This is a genomic window from Pseudomonas sp. TNT2022 ID1044, from assembly GCF_028656895.1.
Taxonomy (GTDB): domain Bacteria; phylum Pseudomonadota; class Gammaproteobacteria; order Pseudomonadales; family Pseudomonadaceae; genus Aquipseudomonas; species Aquipseudomonas reinekei.
The window spans coordinates 111188-135155 of sequence record NZ_JAMDHB010000025.1 but is presented as its reverse complement, the minus strand read 5'-3'; the positions used below and the strand labels follow the sequence as shown (position 1 = coordinate 135155).

The window sequence follows — 23968 nt, the reverse complement described above, 5'->3', positions numbered from 1 at the left end:
AACACTATGCCTATCAGCGGTAAAACCCGGGTCGTGGTCCATCTCACCTACCCGGCCAAACATCTGCGCACTCCCGAGTTTTTCAACCCGCTGCTGGAACGCCTGGGCTATGACGGTGTTCTCGTGCCCTGGGAAGTTTCGCCAGCCAACCTGGCTACGGCGTGGGAAGGTTTGCGCGGGATTGAAAACCTGGCGGGGGTGATCGTCACCGTGCCGCACAAGCTGGAAGTGGCGAAATTGTGTGATGAACTCCAAGGGACTGCCAGCCTGCTGAACGTGTGTAATGTCGCCAAACGCTTGCCTGACGGACGCTTCAGCGGGCGCATGTTCGATGGTGACGGCTTCGTTGTCGGCCTGAAAAAACAGGGCCATGCCCTGCACGACAAACGCGTGTTGCTGCTCGGTGCAGGCGGCGCTGCCACTGGAATCGCCCACGCCTTGCTGGCCGAGGAGATTCAGGAACTGGTAATCAGCAATCGCACACCTGCCAAGGCCGAAGAGCTGGTCGCCGAGTTGCGGCAGCTGTTCCCTGCGCGAAGAATCAACGCCGGCCCTGCCGATGCCAGCGGCTTCAATGTGGTGATCAACGGCACCGCATTGGGCCTTAAAGCCGATGATCCCTTGCCGCTGCCCATCGAGACGCTGGCGCCCGGCACGGTGGTCGGTGACGTGGTGATGAACCCGGATATCACGCCGCTGCTCAGCGCTGCCGCCGAGCGTGGCTGCGTCATTCATAAAGGTGCCCACATGATCACCGGCCAGATCGACTTGCTGGCCGAGTTTCTGTTTGCGCAATGCGGCGCCTGAAAGACCTGCAAACAACCCATGAGGAAAAACCATGAAAAAGACCGCAATCGTTACCGGCGGAGGCTCGGGCATTGGCCTGGCCGCGGCGCAACGACTGCTCGCTGACGGCTACGAGGTCTTCACCCTCGGCCTCGGTGAGCCCGAGCAACGGATGCAAGGAATTCATTACCAGGAACTGGACGTCACCAACGACGATGCGGTGAACGACTTCTTCGGCCGGTTTGATCGTGTCGATGCAATCGTCAACGCCGCGGGGATCATCGATCACAATCGTGAGTGGGAGCTTGAAGGCTTCAGTCGGGTCATGGACGTCAACCTGACAGCCGTGCTGCGCATCACCAACGCCGCCCTGCCCGGCCTGAAAGCCGCTCGCGGGGCGGTGGTGAATTTCGCTTCGATGTGGGGGATTTTCGGCTCCAGCAAGACCCCGGCGTACGCATCGAGCAAAGCCGCCATTTCCGAATTGACACGCTGCATGGCCGTGGCCTGGGCCACTGATGGTGTGCGTGCCAATGCCGTGGCGCCGGGCTGGATCCTGACCAATCTGTCACGGCGGGCATTTGAAGACCCGGTGCGCTCGCAAGGCATCATGACGCGCATTCCAATGAAGACCTGGGGCGCACCGGAGGACGTGGCCAACGTCATCGCATTCCTGGTTTCGGACGACGCACGGTACGTGACCGGTACGACGTTGCCGGTAGACGGCGGGTATTCGATCGCCTGACGACAACTCGTCGATTGAGTGCTTGACCGTCAAAAAACATGATATATCATGCATCAAAACAAGATCGAGACGAGACAGCCTGCAGTCGTCCTCGAACAACAATAAGCAGTGAGGTGTTCAATGAACCTGGTTTTTGGCTCACCCGGACGTTACGTCCAAGGCCCTGAAGTACTGACTCAGGCAGGTACCTATCTGGCCAATTGCGGACACAAGGCCGTGGTAGTCATCGACAGTTACGTGCTGGGTTTGATCAGGACCCGACTCGATCACAGCTGTGCACAGGCAGACATCGAGTTGCATTACGTCACCTTCGATGGCGAGATCACCGCCGAGGGCATTGCGGGCCTGAGGATGGCCGCATCGAAAGTCGACTTCGACATGATCCTGGCCGTCGGCGGCGGCAAATGCATCGACGCAGGCAAAGCCCTCGCCCACACCACGGGTCGTGTGCTGATCACCATGCCGACCGTGGCGTCCAACGATGCACCCACCTCGAAAAACTACGTGGTCTACGACGCGCACCATCAGCTGAGCGAAGTCGGACACTTGATCGTCAGTCCCCGATACGTGCTCGTGGATACGGGACTGATCGTCCAGGCACCGCGCCACTTCCTGCTGGCCGGCATCGCCGATGCCCTGACCAAAAAGTTCGAAGCCGAGCAGTGCTACAAATCCGGTGGCGTGAACATGTTCGGCGCACGCCCGGCCCTTTCGGGACTGGTACTGGCGCGTGAGTGCTATCAAATCATTCGTCGATACGCCGAACCAGCACTGGCCCAGGCCGGGACTGGCGAGGTGACGGTTGCCTTCGATCACCTGATCGAAGCGGTGCTGTTGATGAGCGGCTTGGGGTTCGAAAGCGGCGGCCTGTCCATCGCTCATGCGATGACCCGCGGTCTGTCGAAAATCCCCGGGGCGCAACAGCAGGTCCACGGCTGGCAAGTGGCGTATGGCTTGCTGGTGCAACTGGTACTGGAGGACCGCGACGCCGAAATGATGGGCGACATGTTGAGCTTCTATCAACGCATTGGTCTGCCGCGCAACCTGGCCGAACTGGGTGTTCAGCACATCGACGATTCAGTGCTGATGCAGATCGCCGATCCCACGCTCAAAGCGCCCCACGCCCGCAACTTCGCGTCGCACTCGGGAGACCCGCTGACCTGCGCCGAGTTGATCAGTGCCATGCAGGCGCTCGAAGGCCTGACTCATTGAAACACCCTTGAACACACAACCACCCCGTTGAAGTTCAACACCCGCCACTGAGATTACTTCAACAAATTCATGCCTGTGATTGGAGGTAGAGATGTCTACACCCCGCAAAACACTCGAGCAGTGGAAAGCCAGCAACTTTGTGCCTTCCACCGAGACTGTCAAAAAACTCAAGGATCGGGCGAAGTTCGTTCGTCTTGAAACGATTCGCTTGATTGAAATTGCCAAGACCGGCCACTACACCTCGGTGTTTTCCGCCGCCGAACTGTTCTCGGCGCTGTACTACGACGTGATGACGATTCGTCCCGATGAACCGAAATGGCCGGGGCGTGACCGTTTCCTGATGGGCAAGGGGCACGCCGCCGTAGGGCAGTTCCCGATTCTTGCAGACCTTGGTGTCTTCCCCAAGGAATGGCTCGATGAATACACCCGCCTGGGCAGCCCTTTGGGCGATCACCCTGACATGCGCAAAGTACCCGGCATCGACTTCTCTTCAGGCTCCATCGGCCATGCCCTCTCCGGTGGCCTGGGCATGTGCCTGGCCCAACGCTTCACCGGTGAAGTCTATGACGTGTTCGTCATGCTCGGAGACGGTGAAATGCAGGAAGGCCAAGTCTGGGAAGCGGCCATGAGTGCGGCACACCACGACGCCAGGCACCTGATCGCAATCGTTGACCGCAACGGCTTCCAGCTCGACGGCTCAGTGGACGACGTGATCGGTATCGAACCGCTGGACGAAAAGTGGCGGGCATTCGGCTGGGAAGTGCATGTAATCGACGGCCACAACATCGCCGAGGTGACCGAAACCCTGAGGCGGGTAAAGGCCGATGGACGCCGTCAGAAACCGGTCTGCATCATCGCCAAGACCGTCAAGGGCAAGGGGGTTTCCTACATGGAAACCGAGCCTGGCTGGCACCTCGGTTACCTCGACCCGGAAGACGCCAAACGCGCAGTCGCTGAAATTGAAGCCATGGAGATCTGAACATGAACGCCCCTCTTTCCCCCAATTCCTGGCAGTACCGTGGCCTCAATGCGATGAACCCGGGCCTTTCATACCTTTCCGACGCGCTGATTGAACTGACCGAGGCCGGCTACCCGGTGATGGCAGGTTCGGCTGACCTGCAGTACTCCAACGGCTTGAACAAATTCGCCAGCCGCTACCCCGAGCGTTACCTGCAATTTGGTATCTCGGAGCAAAACATGGTGACGGCGGCGGCCGGTTTGGCGACCTGTGGCGTGATGCCGTTCGTGGCAACCTTCGCCTCGTTCCTCGGCCTGCTGTGCTGTGAACAGATTCGCATGGACGTCGCCTACTCGGCACAACCGGTGCGTCTGATCGGTCACCACACCGGCATCTCATTGGGCTTCTATGGCACCTCGCACCACGCCACCGAAGACATCGCCACCATGCGTTCGATCGCCGATCTGGCGGTGGTCTCGCCAGCGGACGGTGCGCAGTTGGTGGCGGCTATCAAAGCCTCGGCCACCTACGACAAACCGGTGTATTTCCGCATCGGCCGGGGTCGTGATCCGATCGTTTACGAGGACGGTGTGGTCTTCGAATTCGGTAAGGCTCACGAGCACTTCGAAGGCGAAGAACTGACCATCATTGCCTGCGGTATCACCGTGCATCCGGCGCTGGCGGCGGCTCGCAAAATGAATGCCGAAGGCCGTTCGGTGGGTGTGATCGACATGGCGTCGATCAAGCCGATCGACCGCGATGCCATCCTGCGCGCCGCGGCCCGCAGCAAACGCATGATGACCGTCGAAGAACATAACGTGCTCGGTGGTCTGGGCGCTGCCGTGGCCGAGGTCCTGGCCGACGAAGGTGTCGGTGTGAAGCTCAAGCGTCACGGTATCTACGACGAATACAGCCTGATCGCACCGCCGACGCACTTGTACCAACACTACAAGCTCGACGCCGCCGGGATCGAGGAAGTGGCGCTGGCGCACCTCAACGCCTGATCCATGCACCCGTAGGAGCCGGTAGGCTGGCGATGGTCTCACCGCAACGCATTTGACACACCGCGCGGTGTGCGGATCGCCAGCAAGCCGGCTCCTACAAATTGAGTTTTCAGGGATATCTGGTTTTTTCAGGGAGCCTCGCAGCCCATCGTCACCCACCACATACTGTGGTTAATGAAACATCTCGGAGCCAACAATGAATAACATCACCGAGACCATGTCCGACTACTCGAGCGGACAGGCCAAAACAACTGGTACATCGCTGCGCAGAAAGTCTTTGATGGCCACTGGCGTCGGCAACTTGCTGGAGTGGTTCGACTGGACGATCTACACCGTCGCCTCGGTCTACATCGCCGCAGCACTCTTCGATAAAAGTAACGCCACCTCTGCCCTGCTCAACACCCTCGCGGTATTTGCCGCCGGTTTTCTGTTGCGGCCTATTGGCGGAATCTTTTTTGGCATCCTGGCCGACAGGCTGGGCAGACGCACCGTGCTGCTCAGCACCATGCTGCTGATGGCCGGTGCCAGTCTGCTGATTGCCTTTATTCCTTCCTATGACGCCGTTGGCAGCTGGGCCTCGGCGCTTTTGTTGCTGGCCCGCCTGGTACAGGGTTTTGCCCATGGCGGCGAAACCACCACGTCCTATGCCTACATCGCCGAAATCGCACCGCCCAAACGCCGGGGACTGTGGTCGAGTACGGTGTTTCTGGCGGTGGGTTGCGGATCCTTGCTGGCAACGTTCTACATGGCGCTGCTGACTTCATTGTTGTCGGTCAGCGAAATGCAGGAATGGGGCTGGCGCATTCCGTTCGCCACGGGAGGCCTGCTGGCAGTGGTCGCCTTGTGGTTGCGCCGCAACATGATGGAAAGCGAACACAGCCCCAGTGCCGGCAACGAATCGACCGAACCGGCCTGGAGTCGCGGCACCATCATTCAACATGGTATCCGCCTGTTCCTCTATGAAGCCGGCGCCACGTTGACCTACTACACTTGGGTCACCTCCGCCTCCATCTACGCGATCAGCGTCAAAGGCATGGACCCGCGCAGTGCATTCACCATGAGCTGCATTGCGCAGGTCATTTACCTGGTGTTCCTGCCGATTTCAGGGTGGATTTCGGATCAATGGGGCCGGAAGATTTCCGCGCTGATTTCCCTGCTCGGGATTGCCGCTACGCTGTTCCCGTTGTGGGGATTGATCTCCAGCGAACCCTGGACCTTGATGGTCGCGCAAACCGCAGGCCTGTTGCTGGTAGGGTTCATTACCGGCTGCAAACCGGCATCCATTTCCGAGCAGATCCCGACCCGCTATCGCACCCGGATGTTCGGCGTGTGTATCTCCCTGGGCGTGGCAGTATTCGGCGGCACCGCCTCTTACCTGACGACCTGGCTGTACTCGGAAAACATAGGCTGGATGTTCAACATCTACCTGATCGTCGTCGCCATCATCGCCAGCGCCGTAGTGCTGATGTGGAAAAACAACCACGGCGTGCCGATCGACAAAATCTGAAGTGCATGTACCTGTGGGAGCTATCCCTGCTGGCGATGGCGGTGTGCCAGGCGACGAGGGTGTTGAATCTGCCCCCTCATCGCCAGCAGGCTGGCTGGCTCCCACAGGGTGCCAACGGCGGGATTACCCGCCCAACGCATTCACCAGCACTGCCTGATTCTGCCACTGCGCGGTCTTGACTCGGGACAGCGCACTCTGCGCCGCCAGTTGCACACGTTGTGCCTGCAGAACGTCCAGAAACGGTGTTTCTCCCGCTCGCCAGGCGCGTTGAATCTGCTCGGCTGCAGAACTGGCCTGACTCGCAGCACTCGCCAGCCAGGTCTGCCGCTCAGCATTTCGCTGAGCAGCCGCCAACGCTGATTCCACCTCGGAAACCGCCGTCAACACCGTGCGTCGATAGCTCAACAATGCCTGCCGCGCCTCGGCATCCCGCAGATCAACCACATTGCGCCGTCGACCTCCGTCGAACACCGGCACGCTGGAATTCACACCGGCCAGCCAGAACGTCGAGCTGGCCAGATTGGCGGCGCTCACACCGTCAATCAACGAGCCCAATGCCGCCGACAGACTCAAGCGCGGCAACAAGTCCGCCTTGGCCACGCCGACCCGCGCATACGCCGCAATCAAACGCGCTTCCGCCGCACGAATATCGGGGCGTCGACGCAGTAGATCCGCCGGTGTACCGGCGTCCAGCAACGACACGCTCGAGACCTTCGCCGGGCTGTCCTTGAACTGCTGATACAACGTCTCGGCCGGCTGGGCCAGCAGCACCGACAAGCGATGCAGCGAGCGTTGCCAGTCCAGTTGCAACGCCGGCACCTGGGCGGCGGTGGAGTCCGATTGCGAACGGGCGCGCAGCACGTCCGCTTCCGGACTATCACCGGCGGCATACAACTGCTCGGTCAGCTGCAAGGTCTCAGCCTGGCTGGCCGCGCTTTGCTTGACGATCGCCAAACGCTCCTCCAGGCCGCGCGCCTCGGCGTATGCCTGAACCACTTCCGAGATCAGCGCCACCCGCACGCCCCGCGCCTCTTCCTCGGTGGCGTTAAGGTCGGCGTCGGCGGCTCGCACGCCTTCGCGAATACGCCCGAACAGATCGATTTCCCACGCCGCACTCAAGCCGATCGAGGCCGGCTCGGTGATCAGCGAATCGCTGAACCCGGCCTGATCAGCGGAAATCCGCTGGCGCGCGGCACTGGCGCCCAAATCAACCTGCGGCCTGCCCGAGGCGCCGGCAATGTTGCGCAGTGCGCGCCCGGCATCGATCCGCGCCAAGGCCATCTGCAAATCAAGGTTTCCCCCCACCGCGCGCGCCACCAGACGGTCGAGCAGCGGGTCCTGATACAGCGTCCACCATTGATCAGTCACGCTGGCAGGTTGCGCCGCTTGAGCATTGACGAAACGCTCGACCGGCACCTCTGACTTGGGTGGCATCACGGGCGATGCACACGCAGTCAACAGCGCGCAGCCCAGCGCCAGGCCTGAAGCACGAGGAGAGTTATTCATGAGCCACGCCCTGTTCAGAATGGATGGTTTGAGCAAGTGCCTGACGCTCGCCACCGGCCAGGCGGCGGATCAGCACATAGAAGACCGGCGTAAACAACAGACCGAACAACGTGACACCGATCATCCCGAAGAACACCGCCGCACCCACGGCCTGGCGCATTTCGGAACCCGCACCCTCGGACATCACCAACGGCAACACACCCAGGACAAAAGCCAGCGAGGTCATCAGGATCGGGCGTAAGCGCAGACGACAGGCTTCAACTACCGCTTCGACGATGCCCTGCCCTTCCTTCTCCTGCTGCCGTGCAACTTCGACGATCAAAATCGCGTTCTTCGCCGCCAGCCCCACCAGCACGATGAAACCGATCTGGGTGAGAATATTGATATCCAGGCCCATCATGCGCACGCCCCCGGCGGCGGCCAGCAGACACATCGGCACGATCAGCAGAATCGCCAGAGGCAGGCTCCAGCTGCCGTACTGCGCCGCCAGTACCAGGTAGACAAAAATCACACAGAGCGGGAAAACCAACAGTCCCATGTTGCCGGCGGTGGTTTGCTGATAACTGAGGTCGGTCCATTGATAGGTAATACCGGCTGGCAGGGTCTCCTGTGCCAGCCGTTCCATGGTCCTGATGCCGAATTCAGAGCCCAGCCCCGGCAGGGTATCGCCGTTGATTTCAGCGGTCGGGAACAGGTTGTAACGCGGGAATCGCTCCACGCCCAACGCCTCATGCAAACGGGTGACGCTGGCAATCGGCACCATCTGCCCGGCATCGTTGCGCACCTTGACCCTGGCGAGATCTTCCGGGGTGACGCGGTAAGGCAAGTCGGCTTGCGCGGTCACACGATAAGTACGACCGACGAGGTTGAAGTCGTTGATATAGGACGAACCAAAGTACGTCTCGATCGCCTGGTTGATCTGGCTGCTGGGCACGCCCAGCATTTCGGCGCGCTCGCGGTCCAGTTCGACGAACACCTGGGGGGTCCTGGCCGAGAACGGTGAGTAGACACCGGTCATGCCCTGGGTGGCATTCGCGGCCGCAATCAGGTCATCCGTGGCTTTGGCCAAGCCTTCGGTGCCGAGCCCCGCGGTGTCCTGCAAGCGCATGGAGAAACCGCCGGTGCTGCCCAACCCTTGAACCGGTGGTGGCGTGGCGACAATCACCGTCGCACCGCTGACCACTTTCAAACGCTCTCGCAAATCCTCGGCTATTTTGTCCGACGTCAGGCCGTGCAACTTGCGTTCGGACCACGGCTGGAACACGGGCGCCAGCCCGGCCGAGTTCGATGAACTGGTACCGGTGACCATCGAGAACCCGGAGAACGTCGGCACCCGGTCCACACCTGGGACCAGCAGGGCAATCGCTTCGATCTGTTGCGAGATTTCGTTGGTTCGCTCCAGCGACGCACCATCTGGCAATTGAACGATGACCACCAGGTACCCGCGATCCTGAATCGGGATAAAGCCCTTGGGAGTCGATACCAAAAGGTAGGCCGTGGCAGCAATCAGCACGGCGTAGATCGCCAGCATCAACGGTGTCCTGACGACCAGACCGCGCACGCTGCGGGCATAGTTCGAAGAGAGTTTCAGGAAGCCGCTGTTGAACCCATCCGCCGCTCGCTTGAGCAAACCGGACAGGCCGCGTTTCGCAGGCTGATGGGCCTGCGGTTCATGGCGACGCAGAATCATCGCCGCCAGCGCCGGCGACAGCGTTACCGAGTTGAACAGCGAGATAGCCGTCGCCACCGCGATGGTAATGCCGAACTGGCGGAAAAACTCTCCGGAGATCCCCGGAATGAACGCCGTCGGAATGAACACCGCACATAGCACCAGGGTAATCGCAATCAGCGCGCCGCCGATTTCCTGCATGGTGACGATGGTCGCTTCCAGCGGGCTCTTGCCATCGGCCAAATGCCGCTCGACGTTTTCCACCACCACAATGGCGTTGTCGACCACGATCCCCACCGCCAGCACCAGGCCGAACAGTGTCAGGTTGTTGATCGAGTAACCGAGCATCGCCATCACCGCGAAGGTGCCAACCAACGACACAGGAATCGCCAGGATCGGAATGATCGAAGGCCGCCAGCCTTGCAGGAACACCATAATCACCAGCACCACGAGAATCACCGCCTCGTAGATGGTCTTGCCCAGCTCACCGATGCTGTCGGCGATAAACGCTGTCGGGTTGTAGCCGATGCTGTATTCGATGCCTTCGGGGAAGTCCTTGCCGATTTTCTCCATGGTCTCTTCGACCACCTTCATTGTCGCCAGGGCATTGGCGCCCGGACGTTGCAGCACTTGCAGGCCAATGGCCGGGTTGCGCAGGTAATAGGTGTTGTTGACGTAAGCCAACCCGGCGATCTCCGTGCGCGCCACATCCTTGAGACGCACCAGGCGCCCGGAAGTCCCGGACTTGAGCACGATGTTGTCGAAGTCGGCTGGCTCCTTAAGACGGCCTTCGAAAATCAGGTTGGGCTGGAAGGCCTGGGACGCCACCGGCGGCTGAGCAATCACCCCACCAGCCACTTGTGTATTCTGCGCACGCACGGCGGCGATGATGTCAGCGGGAGTCAGGTTGAAGGCCGCCACACGCTCGGGGTCGAGCCAGATACGCATCGAATATTCTCGCGCACCCAGTGGGTTGATATCGCCTACACCGTCGATGCGCTTGAGCACATCGGCGACACTACGGATAGCGAAGTTCGAGACGTAGAGTTGGTCGTAGGTGCCCTTGGGCGAGGAGATGAAGATCGTCGACAATTGCGTCGGCGACGACTTGCGCACCGTCACGCCACTGCGCTGCACAGGCTCCGGCAGACGCGGCGTGGCCAATGCCACACGGTTCTGCACCAATACCTGGGCCTTGTCGACATCGGTGCCGCTTTTGAAGGTCACGGTCAGGTTCAGGCTGCCATCGGACGTCGCCTGGCTGTACATGTAGAGCATGTCTTCAACACCGTTGACCTCCTGCTCGATGGGAATCGCCAGGGTCTCGGCCACGGTCTGCGCCGAAGCGCCGGGATAGGTCGCGGTCACCACCACGGTGGGCGGTGCGATCTCCGGGTACTCGGACGTCGGCAACACTAGATAAGCCAGGCCACCGATGATCATCAAGACGATTGAAAGCACAATCGCCAGCACCGGTTGTTCGATGGATGTGCGTCCCAGGCTCATAGCGGCGCTCCCTGGGCTTCAGGGGTTTTCGCGGCCTGAGCCAACACACGATCCTGGGCCGTCGCGGTATCGCCAGCCCGAACGCGTTGCAGACCATCGACGATCACCCGATCCTGTGCCTGCAAACCGCTGGAGATCTCCCGCAAACCGTCATGCAATTTACCGAGGGTGACGGGCCGGATTTCGACCTTGTTCTGCGGGTTGAGTACATAGACAACTTTGCGAGTCGCATCGACGCTGATCGCGGTGTCCGGCAGCAACAGTGCCGGGTAAGCCGCCTGGCTGGAGAACTGCACCCGGCCAAATTGCCCGGGGCTGAGCTGCAGATCTTTATTACTGACCCGGGCCCGCTGGCGCAATGTGCCCGTGGACGAGTCGAGCCGGTTGTCGATGAAGTCCATGCGCCCGCTCATGCTCGGCTCGGCTTCACCCGGCAAGGCGATGCGCACTTGGCTCTGATTGGCGCTGGCATTGGCCTGTCGACGGTATTTGAGGTAGCTCTGCTCATCGATATCGAAGTAAATGTCGATCGGGTCCAGCGATACGATGGTGGTCAGCAACGTCGCGCTGCTGTTGCCGCCGTTGACCAGGTTGCCTTCACTGATCAGCTTGCGGCTGATGCGCCCGCTCATGGGAGCGGTGATCCGGGTGAATTCCAGATCAAGCTTGGCGTTGCTCAATGCACCTTCCGCGCTCAACACCTCGGCCTGCGCCGCTTGGCGCGCTTGCAGGCGTTGGTCATAGAGGCTGCGGGCAATGGTTTTGGACTCGATCAACACGTTGGCCCGGGCAAATTCTTGCTCGGCGAGGGCCAGTTGCGAACGTACTTGGGCCAGCTTGCCCTGGGCCTGGACCACGGCGGCCTGGAACGAGCGCGAATCGATCACGAACAGCAAATCGCCCTTCTTGACGATGGCACCGTCCTGAAACGCGACCTTCTCCAGATAACCGCTGACCCGCGAACGAACGTCCACTGAATCGGTAGCTTCGAAGCGCCCGGTAAAACTGTCCCAATCGGTGATCACCGATTTGACGGGCTTACTGACCGTGACACTGGGAGCAACCGGGGCATGGCTGGCCTGATCCGGACCGCAACCGGTCAGGGCGGCGGCCAGCGCCAGGCTTAACGCCGACACCGCCAAGCCTTTTCCAAGTGCCGATTTTGGTGGGAACGACGTTCTCGCTTTCCCCGTTGTAGACGAATTCACTTTTGCATTCTCCACAGTCGGCCGTTGAACGAACTGAACGCCATTCAATAGCCATCGAATTATCTGAATTAAAATTTCAGCGAGTAAAAGTTAAGTTTCGACCTGCGCTTGAGTTAACTTTTAGCGGAGTGTTCGCTCTGCGCCTTATTACGCTCAACAAAGGCGCCGGACTCTTCAGCATGAACCGTCAGGGACGCAGAGAGCGCGGTCAGGGTAGCGAGCAGTGCAACGGTCTTTTTCAGGAAAGTCATTTCAGGTGTTCTCGGTAATATTTGAATGGAAAGGATTTTCCGTGAACACCCGGTGAAGATATATCGTCGAAATGCGAAAAGAATATTGACCAAAAGACAAGAGCCAGCGCTCTGCAATAAGGCATCCGGGCATTCAATCGCCCACGTGCAAATAACCTGTGAAATGTATTCACCGATCTGTTGTTAAATTTGGGAAATGCAGTGCAAAGTTTTGTTAAAAGAGGACTGGAATCTTTGAATCAATAAAAAAGGAGATGGCCTGGCGACCATCTCCTCGGACACTCAGCGATCAATACCGCCCAGGCAGAGGTATTTGATTTCGAGATAGTCTTCGATGCCGTACTTGGAGCCTTCGCGCCCCAGCCCCGACGATTTCACACCGCCAAATGGCGCCACTTCGGTCGAGATCAGCCCTTCATTGATTCCGACGATGCCGCACTCCAGCGCTTCAGCGACGCGCATGATCCGGCCGATATCGCGGCTGTAGAAATACGAAGCCAGGCCAAACTCCGTGTCGTTGGCCATCTCAATGGCTTGTGCCTCGGTGGTGAAGCGGAACAACGGCGCCACCGGGCCAAAGGTTTCCTCGCGGAACACTTTTGCTTCCCTCGGGACATTAAGCAGGATGGTCGGCCGATAGAAACTGCCACCCAACGGATGCCGTTCGCCACCGGTCAGCACCGAGGCGCCGCGCTCAACCGCATCGGCGACATGCTCTTCGGCCTTGCGCACCGCGTTGTCATCGATCAGTGGGCCGATCGTCACGCCGTCCTCAAACCCGCTGCCGATCTTCAACGCTTCAACGGCGGTTTTGAGTTTGGCGGCGAAAGCGTCGTAGATGCCGTCCTGCACCAACAGGCGGTTGGCACACACGCAGGTCTGCCCGGCGTTGCGATATTTGGAGGCCAGGGCCCCCTGCACCGCAGCATCGAGATCGGCATCGTCAAACACGATAAAGGGCGCGTTACCGCCCAGTTCCATGCTGGTCTTTTTGATCGTCGGTGCGCATTGCGCCAACAGCGTGGCACCGACCTCAGTGCTGCCGGTGAAGGACAGTTTGCGCACGTCCGGGTTGGAGGTCAGCTCGCCACCGATTTCACTGCCCGGCCCGGTGATCACGTTGCACACACCCGCTGGCAGACCGGCACGCTCGGCCAACACGGCAATGGCAATCGCCGAGAAAGGCGTCTGGCTCGCCGGTCGCAGCACACCCGTGCATCCCGCCGCCCAACCCGGCCCGGCTTTACGGGTGATCATCGCCGCCGGGAAGTTCCACGGTGTGATCGCGGCAAATACGCCGATGGGCTCTTTCTGAACGATGATGCGACTGCTGGGCGAATGGGAGGCGATGGTGTCGCCGTAAACCCGCTTGCCCTCCTCCGCAAACCATTCGATGAACGAGGCCGCGTAGGTAATCTCGCCACGACTTTCGGTCAATGGTTTGCCTTGTTCAGCGGTCATTATGCGCGCGAGGTCTTCGCGATGGGTGATCATCAATTCAAACAAATGGCGCAGTTTTGCCGCACGCTCTTTGGCCGTTAGCGCCCGCCATGCAGGTTGCGCGCGCTTGGCGGCAGCAATGGCCCGTGCAGTGTCGCTTGCACCCAGTGACGGTATCCGTCCCAGCACTTTGCCATTGGCCGGGTTGGTGACGGCGATGCTGCGGCCCTCACCGACTTCCAGCCACTGGCCGTCGATGTAGTTCGCTTCGCGGAACAGGGTTGGGTCGTTGAGTGTGGAAAGGAAATTTGTATCGGCCATGCTGTCGCTCCTCAAAATTCAATAACCTGACGCACCGCGCTGCCATCATGCAGGCGGTCGAAACCTTCGTTGATGTCGTCCAGCTTGAGCCTGCCGCTCAACAGCCGATCCACCGGCAGGCGACCGTCACGGTAGAGTTCGATGAAACGCGGGATATCGCGCAGCGGCACACAGGTGCCGATGTAGCTGCCCTTGAGCGTGCGTTCCTCGCCCACCAACTGCACGACGTTGACCGGCAGCACCGAACCGGGTGGTGGAAGGCCGGCAGTCACGGTCATGCCACCGCGCCTGGTCATCTTCATCGCGTTCTCCAGAGCCCGGATCGAACCGGCCATTTCGAACACGTAGTCAGCACCGCCACCGGTCAGCGCCAGCACCTGATCGACGGCTTCCGGGTCACCGCCGTTGACCACCGCGGTGGCGCCGACTTCCTTGGCCAGGGCGAGTTTTTCCGCTGACAGATCCACCGCAATGATTTTGCTGGCACCCGCCGCCCGCGCGCCCAGCACCGACGCAAGGCCCACGCCGCCCAAACCGATCACCACGGCGGTCGAGCCCACGCGCAATTGCGCGGTGTTGACCACTGCCCCCACACCGGTCAACACCGCGCAGCCAAACAACGCCGCTTCGACAAAGGGCAATTCACGGTCGATCTTGACCACGGAATTGCGCGACACCACGGCGTAATCGGCGAACGCCGAAACACCAAGATGGTGATGGACGTGACCGGCAGACGAGCTCAAACGCACCGAGCCGTTGATCAGTGTCCCGGCAGCGTTGGCTTTCGCCCCGGGCTCACAGAGCGCCGGACGTCCCTCGGCGCACGGCAGGCAGTGACCGCAACTGGGCATGAACACCATGACCACGTGATCCCCCGGCTCCAGGTCGCTGACCCCGTCACCCAAGGCCTCCACCACACCGGCCGCCTCGTGACCGAGTGCCATGGGCAAAGGCCGGGGCCGGTCGCCATTGATCACTGATAAATCGGAATGGCACAGACCGGCGGCGCGGATCCGTACCAGGACTTCACCCGGCCCCGGCGGCGCCAGTTCGATGGTTTCGATGGTGATCGGCTTGCTCTGGGCATAGGGCGGGGACACCTTCATGTGTCTCAGGACCGCAGCTCTGACTTGCATCTTTTTTGTCTCCGACGCAGCTGGACTCGATAGTGAGTACTCATCACTATGCCGCACGCCGTTCGCGCCAGAAATGCATCGCCGGGCGTAGCTGTTTGGAATTGAATTCGCAGAAGCTCGTCATCCCGACAGACATGCGGGCGAATCGAATTGTTATTTGAATTCTCAAATGTTGTGCACGGCCACTGCGTTCTCTGCCGCTTACCCAGTGCTTATTCTGAAACCACGAACAACATCACAGCGTCGATTGAAGGACGCCTGAATGAGGGTTTCAAAATGACCGAAGCAAGCACCCGGAAAAAACTGGTCGAGGCCGCTCCCCACGCCTCGTTCAATCTCGACGAGATCGTCAAGACCTTCCCCGAAACCGCCGAAACGCTACTGGTCGACACCCGACTGACCGATGAAGACGAAGCCAGTGCCCGCGTCTTTCGCGTGTATCACCCGACCCCGGCGCATTACCACGCCACCTGTGACGAATACCTGATTGTGTTGTCGGGGCGCGCAACGTTTTTCATGGGCGACCGCGAAGAGTTCGAGGTGGGCCCGGGTGAAATGCTGTTCTTCAAGAAGTTCACTGTTCACGGCATGCCGAAGATCCTCGAACACCCACTGTTCATGGTGTCGGTCGACACACCACGCCGTGATCCGAGCGACATCATTTTTGTCGACCCAAGCAGCGGCACTGCCGAATCGTTCGTGCAGGCCAAGCCATGAACAACCAGCCTCTGGAGATTTTCGCCACCTTCCCGGTGGAGCGCCCGGGCAACCCGACGGTCATGCCGGACGGGCGTGTACTGGTGTCGGTATCCGCCATCATCGCGCCCGACATTTCGGTGCGGGCAGTAGCGGCGAACGGCGAGCACTCGGCTTATCCCAATGAGACCTGGGCGGGTAAACCCGGTGACGATGGACGCGGCATGTCAGCCGTGATCGGAATCCGCACCGACCCCGAAGGCATCGTCTGGATTCTCGACATGGGCAAGGCGCAGCAACAGCAGCCGCGGCTGATCGCCTGGAATGACCGCGAGCAATGTTTGCACCGGCTGATCGTGCTGCCGCAGAACGTCTTGCACCCCAGTTCCTTCACCCAGGATTTCGTCATTGATTGGCGGCGCCAGCGTATCTACATCGCCGACATGACGATGAACCCCAGCGGTGCCAGTGACTATCCGGCGATTGTCGTGGTCGACCTGCAGACCGGTCTTTCGTGGCGCTCGCTGGAGTGCTATCCGGGATTGATGCCGGGGGATGTGCCGCTGATGGTGGCAGGTAAACCGCTGGCTTTGCGCACACCCGAAGGTGAAGTCATTCCATACCGCTACGGCCTCAATCCGATTGCCATCGACCCCTTGGGCCGCTGGGTGTATTTCGGTTCGATGTCGGCGCGCAAGGTCTATCGAATCAGCACCGGAAACCTCGCCCAATCGACCGACGTTTCAACGTTGAGCGAAGCTGTGGAGTACTGGTGCGAGAAGCCACATTGCGACGGCTTCGATGTCGATGCCGAGGGCAACGTCTACGTGACCGACATCGCCAATAACGCCATCGGGCTGGCGTCGCCGGCCGGCTATCGAATCCTGGCCCAGGATGATGGGTTGCTTGGCTGGCCGGATGGTGTGGAGCTCGATGCCCAAGGCCAATGGTTGTACATCACGGCCAACCAGTTGCACCGTCACCCGTTACTCAACGCGGGCGAGGACGACAGTCAGCCGCCGTTTCACGTGTTGCGCCTGCGAGTGGATGCACCGATGGGATTGAGCGAAACACCATGAGTCCCAGCCGTATAGCGTTCACGGTTATTGCACTATTGCTTTCGGTCAGCGCCATTGCCCTGTCGCTCATCGGCAGCGTGTTTGCTGACGGAATCTGGCTCTATGCCGTGGTGGCCATCGTCGTCATAACGCTCACGCGAACCGTGCCAGGCACTTGGCCCGGCTGCCTGTTCGACGCGTCGAACGCGTCGCGGATCGCCCTGACCCAGCGCCTGCAGATGCAACTGGCGGCGCTGGTGTGTCTGCTGTCAGCCCAAGTCTTGAGTGGGAAAGCGTCCGCCACTCTCTCGGAGGCCGGCGTTTTGCTGTTCATTCACACCCTCGTGTTGGCGCGCTTGTCCCGGCGCGTCCGGTCGCTGACATGACCGGATTGATTTCCCTGCTGGTCCGAACCGCCTGTTTATGGCGGATTGCATCAGTCATTCAAATGAACAACTCCCCCCAAAAGAGGTGTAAACATGAGCGAAGTCCACATCTGGATTGCTATCAATCGTCCCCTCGATCAGGTCTGGTCGCTGCTCGGCGGTTTTGACTCGTTACCCCGCTGGCTCGATGTAATCGCCAGCAGCACCCTGAGTGAAGGGGGACGCCTGCGTCACCTGAAAACCTCCGACGGTGCGACCATTGTCGAGCGATTGATCACGTTTGACGAAGATGAAAAGCACTACAGCTATGCCTTGCTCGAAGGCCCCTCGCCGGTCCTTGATTACGTCGGAAGAATGTCCGCGCAATCCGATGGCAAAGGCGGCACGCTTGCATCCTGGTCAAGTACTTTCCTGGTGGATCAGGGCGCTGATGAAGCGCAGGTCATCGAGCGTTTGGAGAACCTCTATCGCACAGGCCTGGAGAGCCTCAAGGTCATCGTTGAATCCGCCGACTGAACCACGCAGCAGGTTCAGCCGCGATTCATGAAGGCTTGCAGACGCGGAACCATGAAGTCGAGGAACGTCCGGATACGCTGGGGCACATGCTGCCCACCCTGATACAGCGCATGGACTTCCTCGCAATCATGACCGCTGTGCGCAAGCACCTCGACCAGGCGCCCCGCAGCCAGGTCTTCATCAATGTGAAAGTCCGCCAGCCTGGCAATCCCGACACCGGCAATGACCAGGCGCCGAACCGTCTCGCCATTGTTGGCTTGCAGGTTGCCCTGGACGATCCGGTCAACGATACGACCACTCTGGTGCATGGGCCAGACCGGAGTGGAGCGACGGAAATTGAAGCTCAAGCAGTTATGTTCGCAGAGGTCTTCCAGGGTTTGGGGAACCCCATACTTCTCCAGGTATCCAGGCGCAGCAACGATCTTGCGCCGGGCGATCCCGATCTTCCTCGCACGCAGTGTCGAGTCATTCAACACGCCGACGCGGAAGGCAATGTCGGTTCGATCCAGGTACATGTCGACGATGTCATCGCACAGAGACAGGTTGATCTGAATATTCGGATGAGCCTCCCAGAACGCCGGCAGATTGGGCTCGATTGCCAAGGTACCAAACGCTACCGACGCGTTGATGCGCACGGTTCCACGGGCTTTCTTCGCGCCTTGGGCCAGTACCCGTTCGACGTCATCGAGTTCCGCCAACAGAGCATGACTGCGCTCATAGTAAACGCGCCCTTCGTCCGTCAATGACAGCTTGCGGGTCGAGCGTTCCAGCAGGCGCACACCCAGTCGAAGTTCCAGGCGAACAATCAGTTTGCTGACGGTTGAAGGCGTCATCAGCATCTGGCGTGCGGCTTGCGAAAAACTGCCGGCATCCACCACCCGCACAAACACCGACATTTCACCCGCTCTGTTATCCACGTCCTGCTCCTCTGAATGACTCGTGAAAAAATATCACAAGCGCCTCACCAGAATTCAAAGGAATAAGGGGACAACGTTCATTTGTCTTTTGAATAAAATTCACATTGTTCGAGCAATATTCTCCCGGTGTCACGCGTCGGGCTGATCCGCTACCTCGCGGATCAGGAAGTCAATCAGCGCCCGGGACGCCGCCGATAGCTGGCGATGAGGCGGGAAGATGACCGAAAACGGTCGGGACCGCCTGCCCGACTGTTCGAGCAGCGGCACCAGGCGTCCGCTTTCAATCCGATCCCGAACTATGAAGTCGTAGGTCTGGCAAATACCCATGCCGTGCTCGGCCAACGACACGGTGCCCAAGACGTCGTCAGACACTTGAACACTCGCCTCGGGTATCCACTCCCGATCGATTCCCTGCTCCCGGAACAGCCAAGGTCCGATACGGCCGCTGCTGGGCATCACAAAGGGCAGACAGGCATGAGCTTGCAGTTCGTCGACACTGCGCGGTGTACCGGCATGCCGCAGGTAATCCGGCGCCGCGACCACGCGCAACGCCGCATCCTCGAGTTTGCGTCCAATCAGGCCGCTGTCAGGAAGTTGCCCCAGGCGAATGGCCAGGTCATACCCCTCGGCCACCAGGTCGACATTTCGATTGATGATGCTCAATTCGATGCGGACCTGCGGGTACTGCAGATTGAAGCGGCAGAGCAACGCCGGCAGCCGGTAATGCCCGTAAGTCGTCGGCACGCTGAGTCGTACACGACCGGTCAATTCGCCTTCCTGGCCACGGATCGCCCGCTCGGCATCATCGATCAGCGAGAACGCCGTTCGGGATTGTTCGAGGTAAAGCAGTCCCGCCTCGGTCAGGCTCAGACGGCGCGTCGTACGCCTTAGCAACTGAACGCCAAGGCGAGTTTCCAGGCGCGTAATCGCCCGGCTGACCACGGACGGGGTGGTCGCCAGAACGACGGCCCCAGCGCTCAAGGAACCTTTCTCCACGACGGTGACGAAGACTTCCACGTCCGCAAGATAATCGAATCGACGACTCACCTTTACCCCCAAAGAACAAGTGCTTTACCTTGGAGCAAGTTTATCGCCCATGGAGGCATGAATATAGTGACATCAACGGTCAGGCGACTGCTGATCGAACATTCCCTCCATTGTCCGGAAATCCCATGCGCCCCATTCGACTCGCCCTTGCAATGACCATCTGCACCGCAGCTTTCAACGCCCAGGCCAGCAACGTCCTGATCGTGCTGTCCGACTCAGACCACCTCGACCTCAAGGACAATAAAGTCTTTGCGACCGGTTTCTACCTGAACGAATTGATGCAACCGGTGAAACTACTGCTCGATGCCGGGCATTCAGTGACCTTCGCAACGCCGACGGGCAAGGCGCCAACGCTGGACAAATCTTCCAACGACAAGATGTATTTCAACAATGACAACACCGCACTGCAGGAACACCGGGCGCTGCTGGAAAAGCTCAAAATCACCTCGGTGGGTGAGTCGCCGGTCATCAGCCTGTCGCGGGTCGAGCAGATTGGTTACGAGCATTTCGATGCGGTCTACGTACCCGGCGGCCACGCTCCGATGCAGGATCTGCTGCACAGCGCCGAGCTGGGCAAACTGCTGAACAACTTCCATGCAAACAACAAGACCACCGCCCTCGTCTGCCATGGCCCGATCGCCCTGCTGTCGACCCTGGCCGACCCAACGGCCTTCACCCGCAAGCTCGAAACCGGCAGCAAAGCCACGACACCAGGCTGGACTTACGCCGGCTACAAATTCACCGTCATCAGCAATCAGGAAGAGGAGCTGGCCAAGGGGCTATTGAACGGAGGAGCAATGAAGTTCTATCCACAAACGGCCCTTGAAATCGCCGGAGGCATGTACAGCAGCAACACCTCCCCATGGACCGCTCATGTCGTCGTCGACCGCGAACTGGTGACCGGGCAAAACCCGGCTTCAGCGCTGGATGTGGGTAAGGTGATTCTTGAGCGGCTCGGGACTCAGAGCCAGCCAAAGGGCTGATGGAACCAGTCACCCATCACCAGCCCCACCCATGACGAAGCGCTGGCAAGGAAGCCGGCGCTCGCCTTTGAAACTCAGCTCACAATATCGACCGTATGGTCCCGCCTTCCACCCGCATCGCCATGCCATTGAGTGCCGGTGATGCGGCCAGATGCAAGACACTGCAGGCCACTTCCTCTGGCTCGATCATGCGTCGGATCAGTGAAGTCGGTTCGGTCTCGTCAAAATAATCGTGTACCACTTGCTGCGTCGAGATGCCTTTTTCTTCGGCGATTTCCCGGTGGTAACGCTTCACCGCCTCGGTGTAGGTCGGCCCCGGCAGTATCGAATTGACGCGCACCGCAGTGCCTTTGGTCAATTCCGCCAACGCCCTGGAAACGCCCAGCAGACAAGTTTTCATCGCGCCGTAGTGAACCATCCACGGCTGCGGCTTGACTGCGGACTCACTGCTGATAAACACAATTGAACCCTCTCCGCGATCAAGCATGGCCCTCATCACCAGGCGGGTCATGCGCACACCACTCATGACATTGACGTTGAAGTAATGAAACCACTGGGCGTCATCGGTTTCGAAAAAATCCCGGACCTCGAATATGCCGACATTATTGATCAGAAAATCGATTGGTCCCGTCTCAAGGGCCAGGGCCACCAGGCGCTCTGCGGCGCCGTCTTCGGTCAAGTCGGCAACCATGCCGCGGCTACGATCACCCAGTTCCTGAAGGGCCGTGCTGACCTCCTCCGCCTGCAGTCCGCTGATCACGACGCGGGCGCCCTCAAGGATGAAGCGTTGGGCAATGGCCTTGCCGATGCCTGTGGCGCCGCCAGTGATCAGCGCGGTCTTTCCAGTCAGTTGGTAATCCATGAGTGCACCTTCTTTTGTCATTGTGCGCGCAATCATGCCCCACACTTTGACCGAAGATTTTCAAGGATTGCTGAAGACTGATTTCGCAAATGACTTAAAGCGCATCAAGGACGGTCAGACACGAGTTGCGGCCCGAGTTTGTCCAGCAGGAAGTCGATAAACACACGCACGCGATGGGGCAACTGCTGGCCCGGACCGATGAACACGGCATGAATCGCTTCGGTTTCTCCGCTGTCGTGATCCTGCAAAACCGGCATCAGGCGGCCCGACTCGAGATCGTCGCGAATATGGAAGTTCGCCAGTCGGGCGATCCCCAGGCCTGCCAGTGCCGAGCGACGCATGCTCTCGCCGTCGCTGAGCAGGACATTCCCCTTGGGCTCGAGCTCGATGCGTTCGCCGTCGGTGCCGCGGAACACCCAGGCCTGGGAATGCCGGTGAAAACCGAAGCTGAGGCGGTTGTGCCGATGCAGTTCGTCGAGGTTTTTCGGCGCACCGCATCGCGCGATGTAAGCCGGGGAAGCCACGGTGATCATACGGCTCTCACCCAGGCGTCGTTGTACCAGGCTCGACTCCTTCAGTGGGCCGGTACGGATCGCGATGTCGGCGCGGCGCTCCAGCAGATCGACGACCGTGTCCGTGAGCTCCACGTTGAGAGTGATGTCCGGATAGGCCGCGAAAAAATCAGGCAGCAGCGGTAACAGGCAATGCAGACCAAACGGCAGATTGGCATTGACCTGTATCAGCCCGCTGGGTTTGGTGACGTTGCCGATATCCCGTTCGGCGGAGTCGATCATTTCGAGTATGCGCAGGCATTCGCTGTTGAATCGCTCGCCTTCGGCGGTGAGTTCCAGGCGTCGGGTCGAACGATGCAGCAGGCGTGCACCCAGGCGCGTCTCCAGGCGCGCAATCAATTTGCTGACGGCCGAAGGCGACATGTCGAGCTGTCGTGCGGCTTCAGAAAAGGTCCCGGCATTGACCACTCGGGTAAAGACTTCCATCTCTCCGGAGCGGTTGACATCTTTGATATTTAGCATGAACTGAATTCACAGATACTTGTCGTTCAGGCAGTCTAGCTCATATGCAGCGCTGATCGTATGGTGAAGCGTTCCAGAACCTGGAATACCTGTTCTTTGCTCCGGTGAAGGTCAGGAATCACACAAGAATACGAGGACAAGACATTGAAGATTTTCGTTACCGGCGTGACCGGATACATCGGCGGCTCCGTGGCCAAATACCTGGTAGATGCAGGCCATGAAGTCAGTGGCCTGGTGCGTAACCCGGAACAGCGCAGTGCCCTGCAGACCCTGGGCATCAACCCGGTACTCGGCACCCTGGATGACGCTTACATTCTCACCGAACAGGCGCGCTGGGCCGACGCAGTGGTCAACGCCGCGAACTCGGACCACTTGGCCTCGGTGGAAACGTTCATCAAGGCGTTGAGCGGCAGCGGGAAAGTGCTGTTGCACACGTCGGGTTCGAGCGTAGTCGGTGATGACGCTCGCGGTGCTTACGAGCGCGCTGACATCTTCACCGATGAGACACCGTTCACGCCGATGGACATCCGCAAGGACCGGGTCGAAATCAATCAAATCGTGCGCCGCGCGGGCGTCGAACAGGGCATCCGCAGCATCGTGTTCTGCCCGACCATGATTTACGGCGAGACTTTGGGTGTACCGTCGAAAAGCGATCAACTACCGAAGCTATTCGCCCAATCGCGCAAGTATGGCGCCGGTGCGTACATGGGTGCCGGCGTGCATCGCTGGTCCAACGTGCACATCGAAGACCTGGCTGAACTGTATCGCCTGGCCATCGAAAAGGCGCCTTCAGCGTCACTGTTCTTTGCTGAAAACGGCGAAGCATCATTCATCGAAATCGCCACTTCCATCAGCAAGTCACTGGGTTTTGGTGGAGAGATTCGTAGCTGGCCGGCGGATGAGGCGATTGCACTGCTGGGTGATTGGGCGCGCTTCGCCATCGGTTCCAACAGCCGTGTTCGCGCAGTGAATGCCCGGGTGTTGCTGGGGTGGAAGCCCAAGCGGGAGTCGATTCTGGAGTGGATCGAAAACAGCGGCGTGCAGTGGTGATATTCGTTCTGTGGCGTGAGACGCGCGCTGCAGCAACGCCCACCTAAAATACCGCCCCTCGCCATGGTTGGGGGCGGTACGTCGCGCTGACTTCTTTCCCAGAGACTGTAAGAAAACAGCCAATAAAAAAACGTGCGACCAGAGCTCTCGTCAATGAAAGCCCTCATCGC

At 59.7% G+C, this 23968-nt stretch carries 22 protein-coding genes; 12 read left to right on the top strand and 10 right to left on the bottom strand.

Going from position 1 to position 23968, the window contains the following annotated elements; all coding sequences use genetic code 11:
• Positions 1–6 precede the first annotated feature (6 nt).
• From M5G20_RS25880 to M5G20_RS25855, 6 genes are all read left to right on the top strand, one after another.
• Positions 7–807: a shikimate dehydrogenase family protein gene (locus tag M5G20_RS25880; protein ID WP_273921508.1), complete on the top strand. Its 801-nt coding sequence runs from the start codon at positions 7–9 to the stop codon at positions 805–807.
• A gap of 31 nt (positions 808–838) precedes the next feature.
• Entirely contained in the window at positions 839–1531 is a 693-nt protein-coding gene (locus M5G20_RS25875) for an SDR family NAD(P)-dependent oxidoreductase (protein WP_273921507.1), read from the top strand.
• Between the two features lie 120 nt (positions 1532–1651).
• Positions 1652–2743, top strand: coding sequence for a glycerol dehydrogenase (locus M5G20_RS25870; RefSeq protein ID WP_273921506.1), 1092 nt, complete (start codon positions 1652–1654; stop codon positions 2741–2743).
• 91 nt (positions 2744–2834) lie between these two features.
• Complete coding sequence (locus tag M5G20_RS25865; RefSeq protein WP_273921505.1) at positions 2835–3722, top strand: transketolase; 888 nt, start codon at positions 2835–2837, stop codon at positions 3720–3722.
• Between the two features lie 2 nt (positions 3723–3724).
• On the top strand, positions 3725–4705 hold the full coding sequence (locus M5G20_RS25860) for a transketolase family protein (RefSeq protein WP_273921504.1): 981 nt from the start codon (positions 3725–3727) through the stop codon (positions 4703–4705).
• A 196-nt stretch (positions 4706–4901) separates the two neighbouring features.
• Positions 4902–6212, top strand: a complete 1311-nt coding sequence (locus M5G20_RS25855) for an MFS transporter (RefSeq protein WP_273921503.1) — start codon at positions 4902–4904, stop codon at positions 6210–6212.
• Between the two features lie 123 nt (positions 6213–6335).
• Here M5G20_RS25855 and M5G20_RS25850 read toward each other — a convergent pair whose 3' ends face one another.
• The 6 genes from M5G20_RS25850 to M5G20_RS25825 form a co-directional block, all read right to left on the bottom strand.
• Complete coding sequence (locus tag M5G20_RS25850) at positions 6336–7718, bottom strand: efflux transporter outer membrane subunit (RefSeq protein WP_273921502.1); 1383 nt, start codon at positions 7716–7718, stop codon at positions 6336–6338.
• Positions 7711–10893, bottom strand: a complete 3183-nt coding sequence (locus M5G20_RS25845) for an efflux RND transporter permease subunit (protein ID WP_273921501.1) — start codon at positions 10891–10893, stop codon at positions 7711–7713. Before M5G20_RS25845 ends, M5G20_RS25850 begins: the two co-directional genes overlap by 8 nt.
• Positions 10890–12035 carry an efflux RND transporter periplasmic adaptor subunit gene (locus M5G20_RS25840; RefSeq protein WP_337994306.1) on the bottom strand — a complete coding sequence of 382 codons (1146 nt, stop codon included), beginning with the start codon at positions 12033–12035 and terminating at the stop codon, positions 10890–10892. The genes M5G20_RS25845 and M5G20_RS25840 overlap by 4 nt, the downstream gene beginning before the upstream one ends.
• 179 nt (positions 12036–12214) lie before the next feature.
• Positions 12215–12352 carry a hypothetical protein gene (locus tag M5G20_RS25835; RefSeq protein ID WP_273921499.1) on the bottom strand — a complete coding sequence of 46 codons (138 nt, stop codon included), beginning with the start codon at positions 12350–12352 and terminating at the stop codon, positions 12215–12217.
• A gap of 282 nt (positions 12353–12634) precedes the next feature.
• Positions 12635–14113: an NADP-dependent succinate-semialdehyde dehydrogenase gene (gene gabD, locus M5G20_RS25830; protein WP_273921498.1), complete on the bottom strand. Its 1479-nt coding sequence runs from the start codon at positions 14111–14113 to the stop codon at positions 12635–12637.
• A gap of 11 nt (positions 14114–14124) precedes the next feature.
• The gene (locus tag M5G20_RS25825) at positions 14125–15219 is read right to left on the bottom strand and encodes a zinc-dependent alcohol dehydrogenase family protein (protein WP_273921497.1); all 1095 of its coding nucleotides are present in this window, start codon (positions 15217–15219) and stop codon (positions 14125–14127) included.
• 306 nt (positions 15220–15525) lie between these two features.
• Between M5G20_RS25825 and M5G20_RS25820 the strand changes: the two genes are divergently transcribed.
• The 4 genes from M5G20_RS25820 to M5G20_RS25805 all read left to right on the top strand — a co-directional run bounded on the left by M5G20_RS25820 (position 15526) and on the right by M5G20_RS25805 (position 17905).
• Positions 15526–15966, top strand: a complete 441-nt coding sequence (locus M5G20_RS25820; RefSeq protein WP_150770816.1) for a cupin domain-containing protein — start codon at positions 15526–15528, stop codon at positions 15964–15966.
• On the top strand, positions 15963–17024 hold the full coding sequence (locus M5G20_RS25815; protein WP_273921496.1) for an L-dopachrome tautomerase-related protein: 1062 nt from the start codon (positions 15963–15965) through the stop codon (positions 17022–17024). The genes M5G20_RS25820 and M5G20_RS25815 overlap by 4 nt, the downstream gene beginning before the upstream one ends.
• Positions 17021–17389 carry a hypothetical protein gene (locus M5G20_RS25810; protein WP_273921495.1) on the top strand — a complete coding sequence of 123 codons (369 nt, stop codon included), beginning with the start codon at positions 17021–17023 and terminating at the stop codon, positions 17387–17389. Before M5G20_RS25815 ends, M5G20_RS25810 begins: the two co-directional genes overlap by 4 nt.
• A 93-nt stretch (positions 17390–17482) precedes the next feature.
• A complete protein-coding gene (locus M5G20_RS25805) occupies positions 17483–17905 on the top strand; it encodes an SRPBCC family protein (protein ID WP_273921494.1) in 423 nt (140 codons plus the stop codon).
• A 14-nt stretch (positions 17906–17919) separates the two neighbouring features.
• Here the strand turns inward: M5G20_RS25805 and M5G20_RS25800 are convergent, their stop codons facing one another.
• Complete coding sequence (locus tag M5G20_RS25800) at positions 17920–18822, bottom strand: LysR family transcriptional regulator (RefSeq protein WP_273921493.1); 903 nt, start codon at positions 18820–18822, stop codon at positions 17920–17922.
• Positions 18823–18951: 129 nt separating this feature from the next.
• On the bottom strand, positions 18952–19869 hold the full coding sequence (locus tag M5G20_RS25795) for a LysR family transcriptional regulator (protein ID WP_273921492.1): 918 nt from the start codon (positions 19867–19869) through the stop codon (positions 18952–18954).
• Between the two features lie 125 nt (positions 19870–19994).
• On the opposite strand from M5G20_RS25795, the gene M5G20_RS25790 reads away from it, so the two are divergent.
• On the top strand, positions 19995–20852 hold the full coding sequence (locus M5G20_RS25790; protein ID WP_273921491.1) for a type 1 glutamine amidotransferase domain-containing protein: 858 nt from the start codon (positions 19995–19997) through the stop codon (positions 20850–20852).
• A gap of 79 nt (positions 20853–20931) precedes the next feature.
• Here the strand turns inward: M5G20_RS25790 and M5G20_RS25785 are convergent, their stop codons facing one another.
• Entirely contained in the window at positions 20932–21714 is a 783-nt protein-coding gene (locus tag M5G20_RS25785; RefSeq protein WP_273921490.1) for an SDR family NAD(P)-dependent oxidoreductase, read from the bottom strand.
• A 104-nt stretch (positions 21715–21818) separates the two neighbouring features.
• Positions 21819–22748 carry a LysR family transcriptional regulator gene (locus M5G20_RS25780; RefSeq protein ID WP_273921489.1) on the bottom strand — a complete coding sequence of 310 codons (930 nt, stop codon included), beginning with the start codon at positions 22746–22748 and terminating at the stop codon, positions 21819–21821.
• A 144-nt stretch (positions 22749–22892) separates the two neighbouring features.
• On the opposite strand from M5G20_RS25780, the gene M5G20_RS25775 reads away from it, so the two are divergent.
• A complete protein-coding gene (locus tag M5G20_RS25775; protein WP_273921488.1) occupies positions 22893–23798 on the top strand; it encodes an NAD-dependent epimerase/dehydratase family protein in 906 nt (301 codons plus the stop codon).
• Positions 23799–23968: the final 170 nt, after the last annotated feature.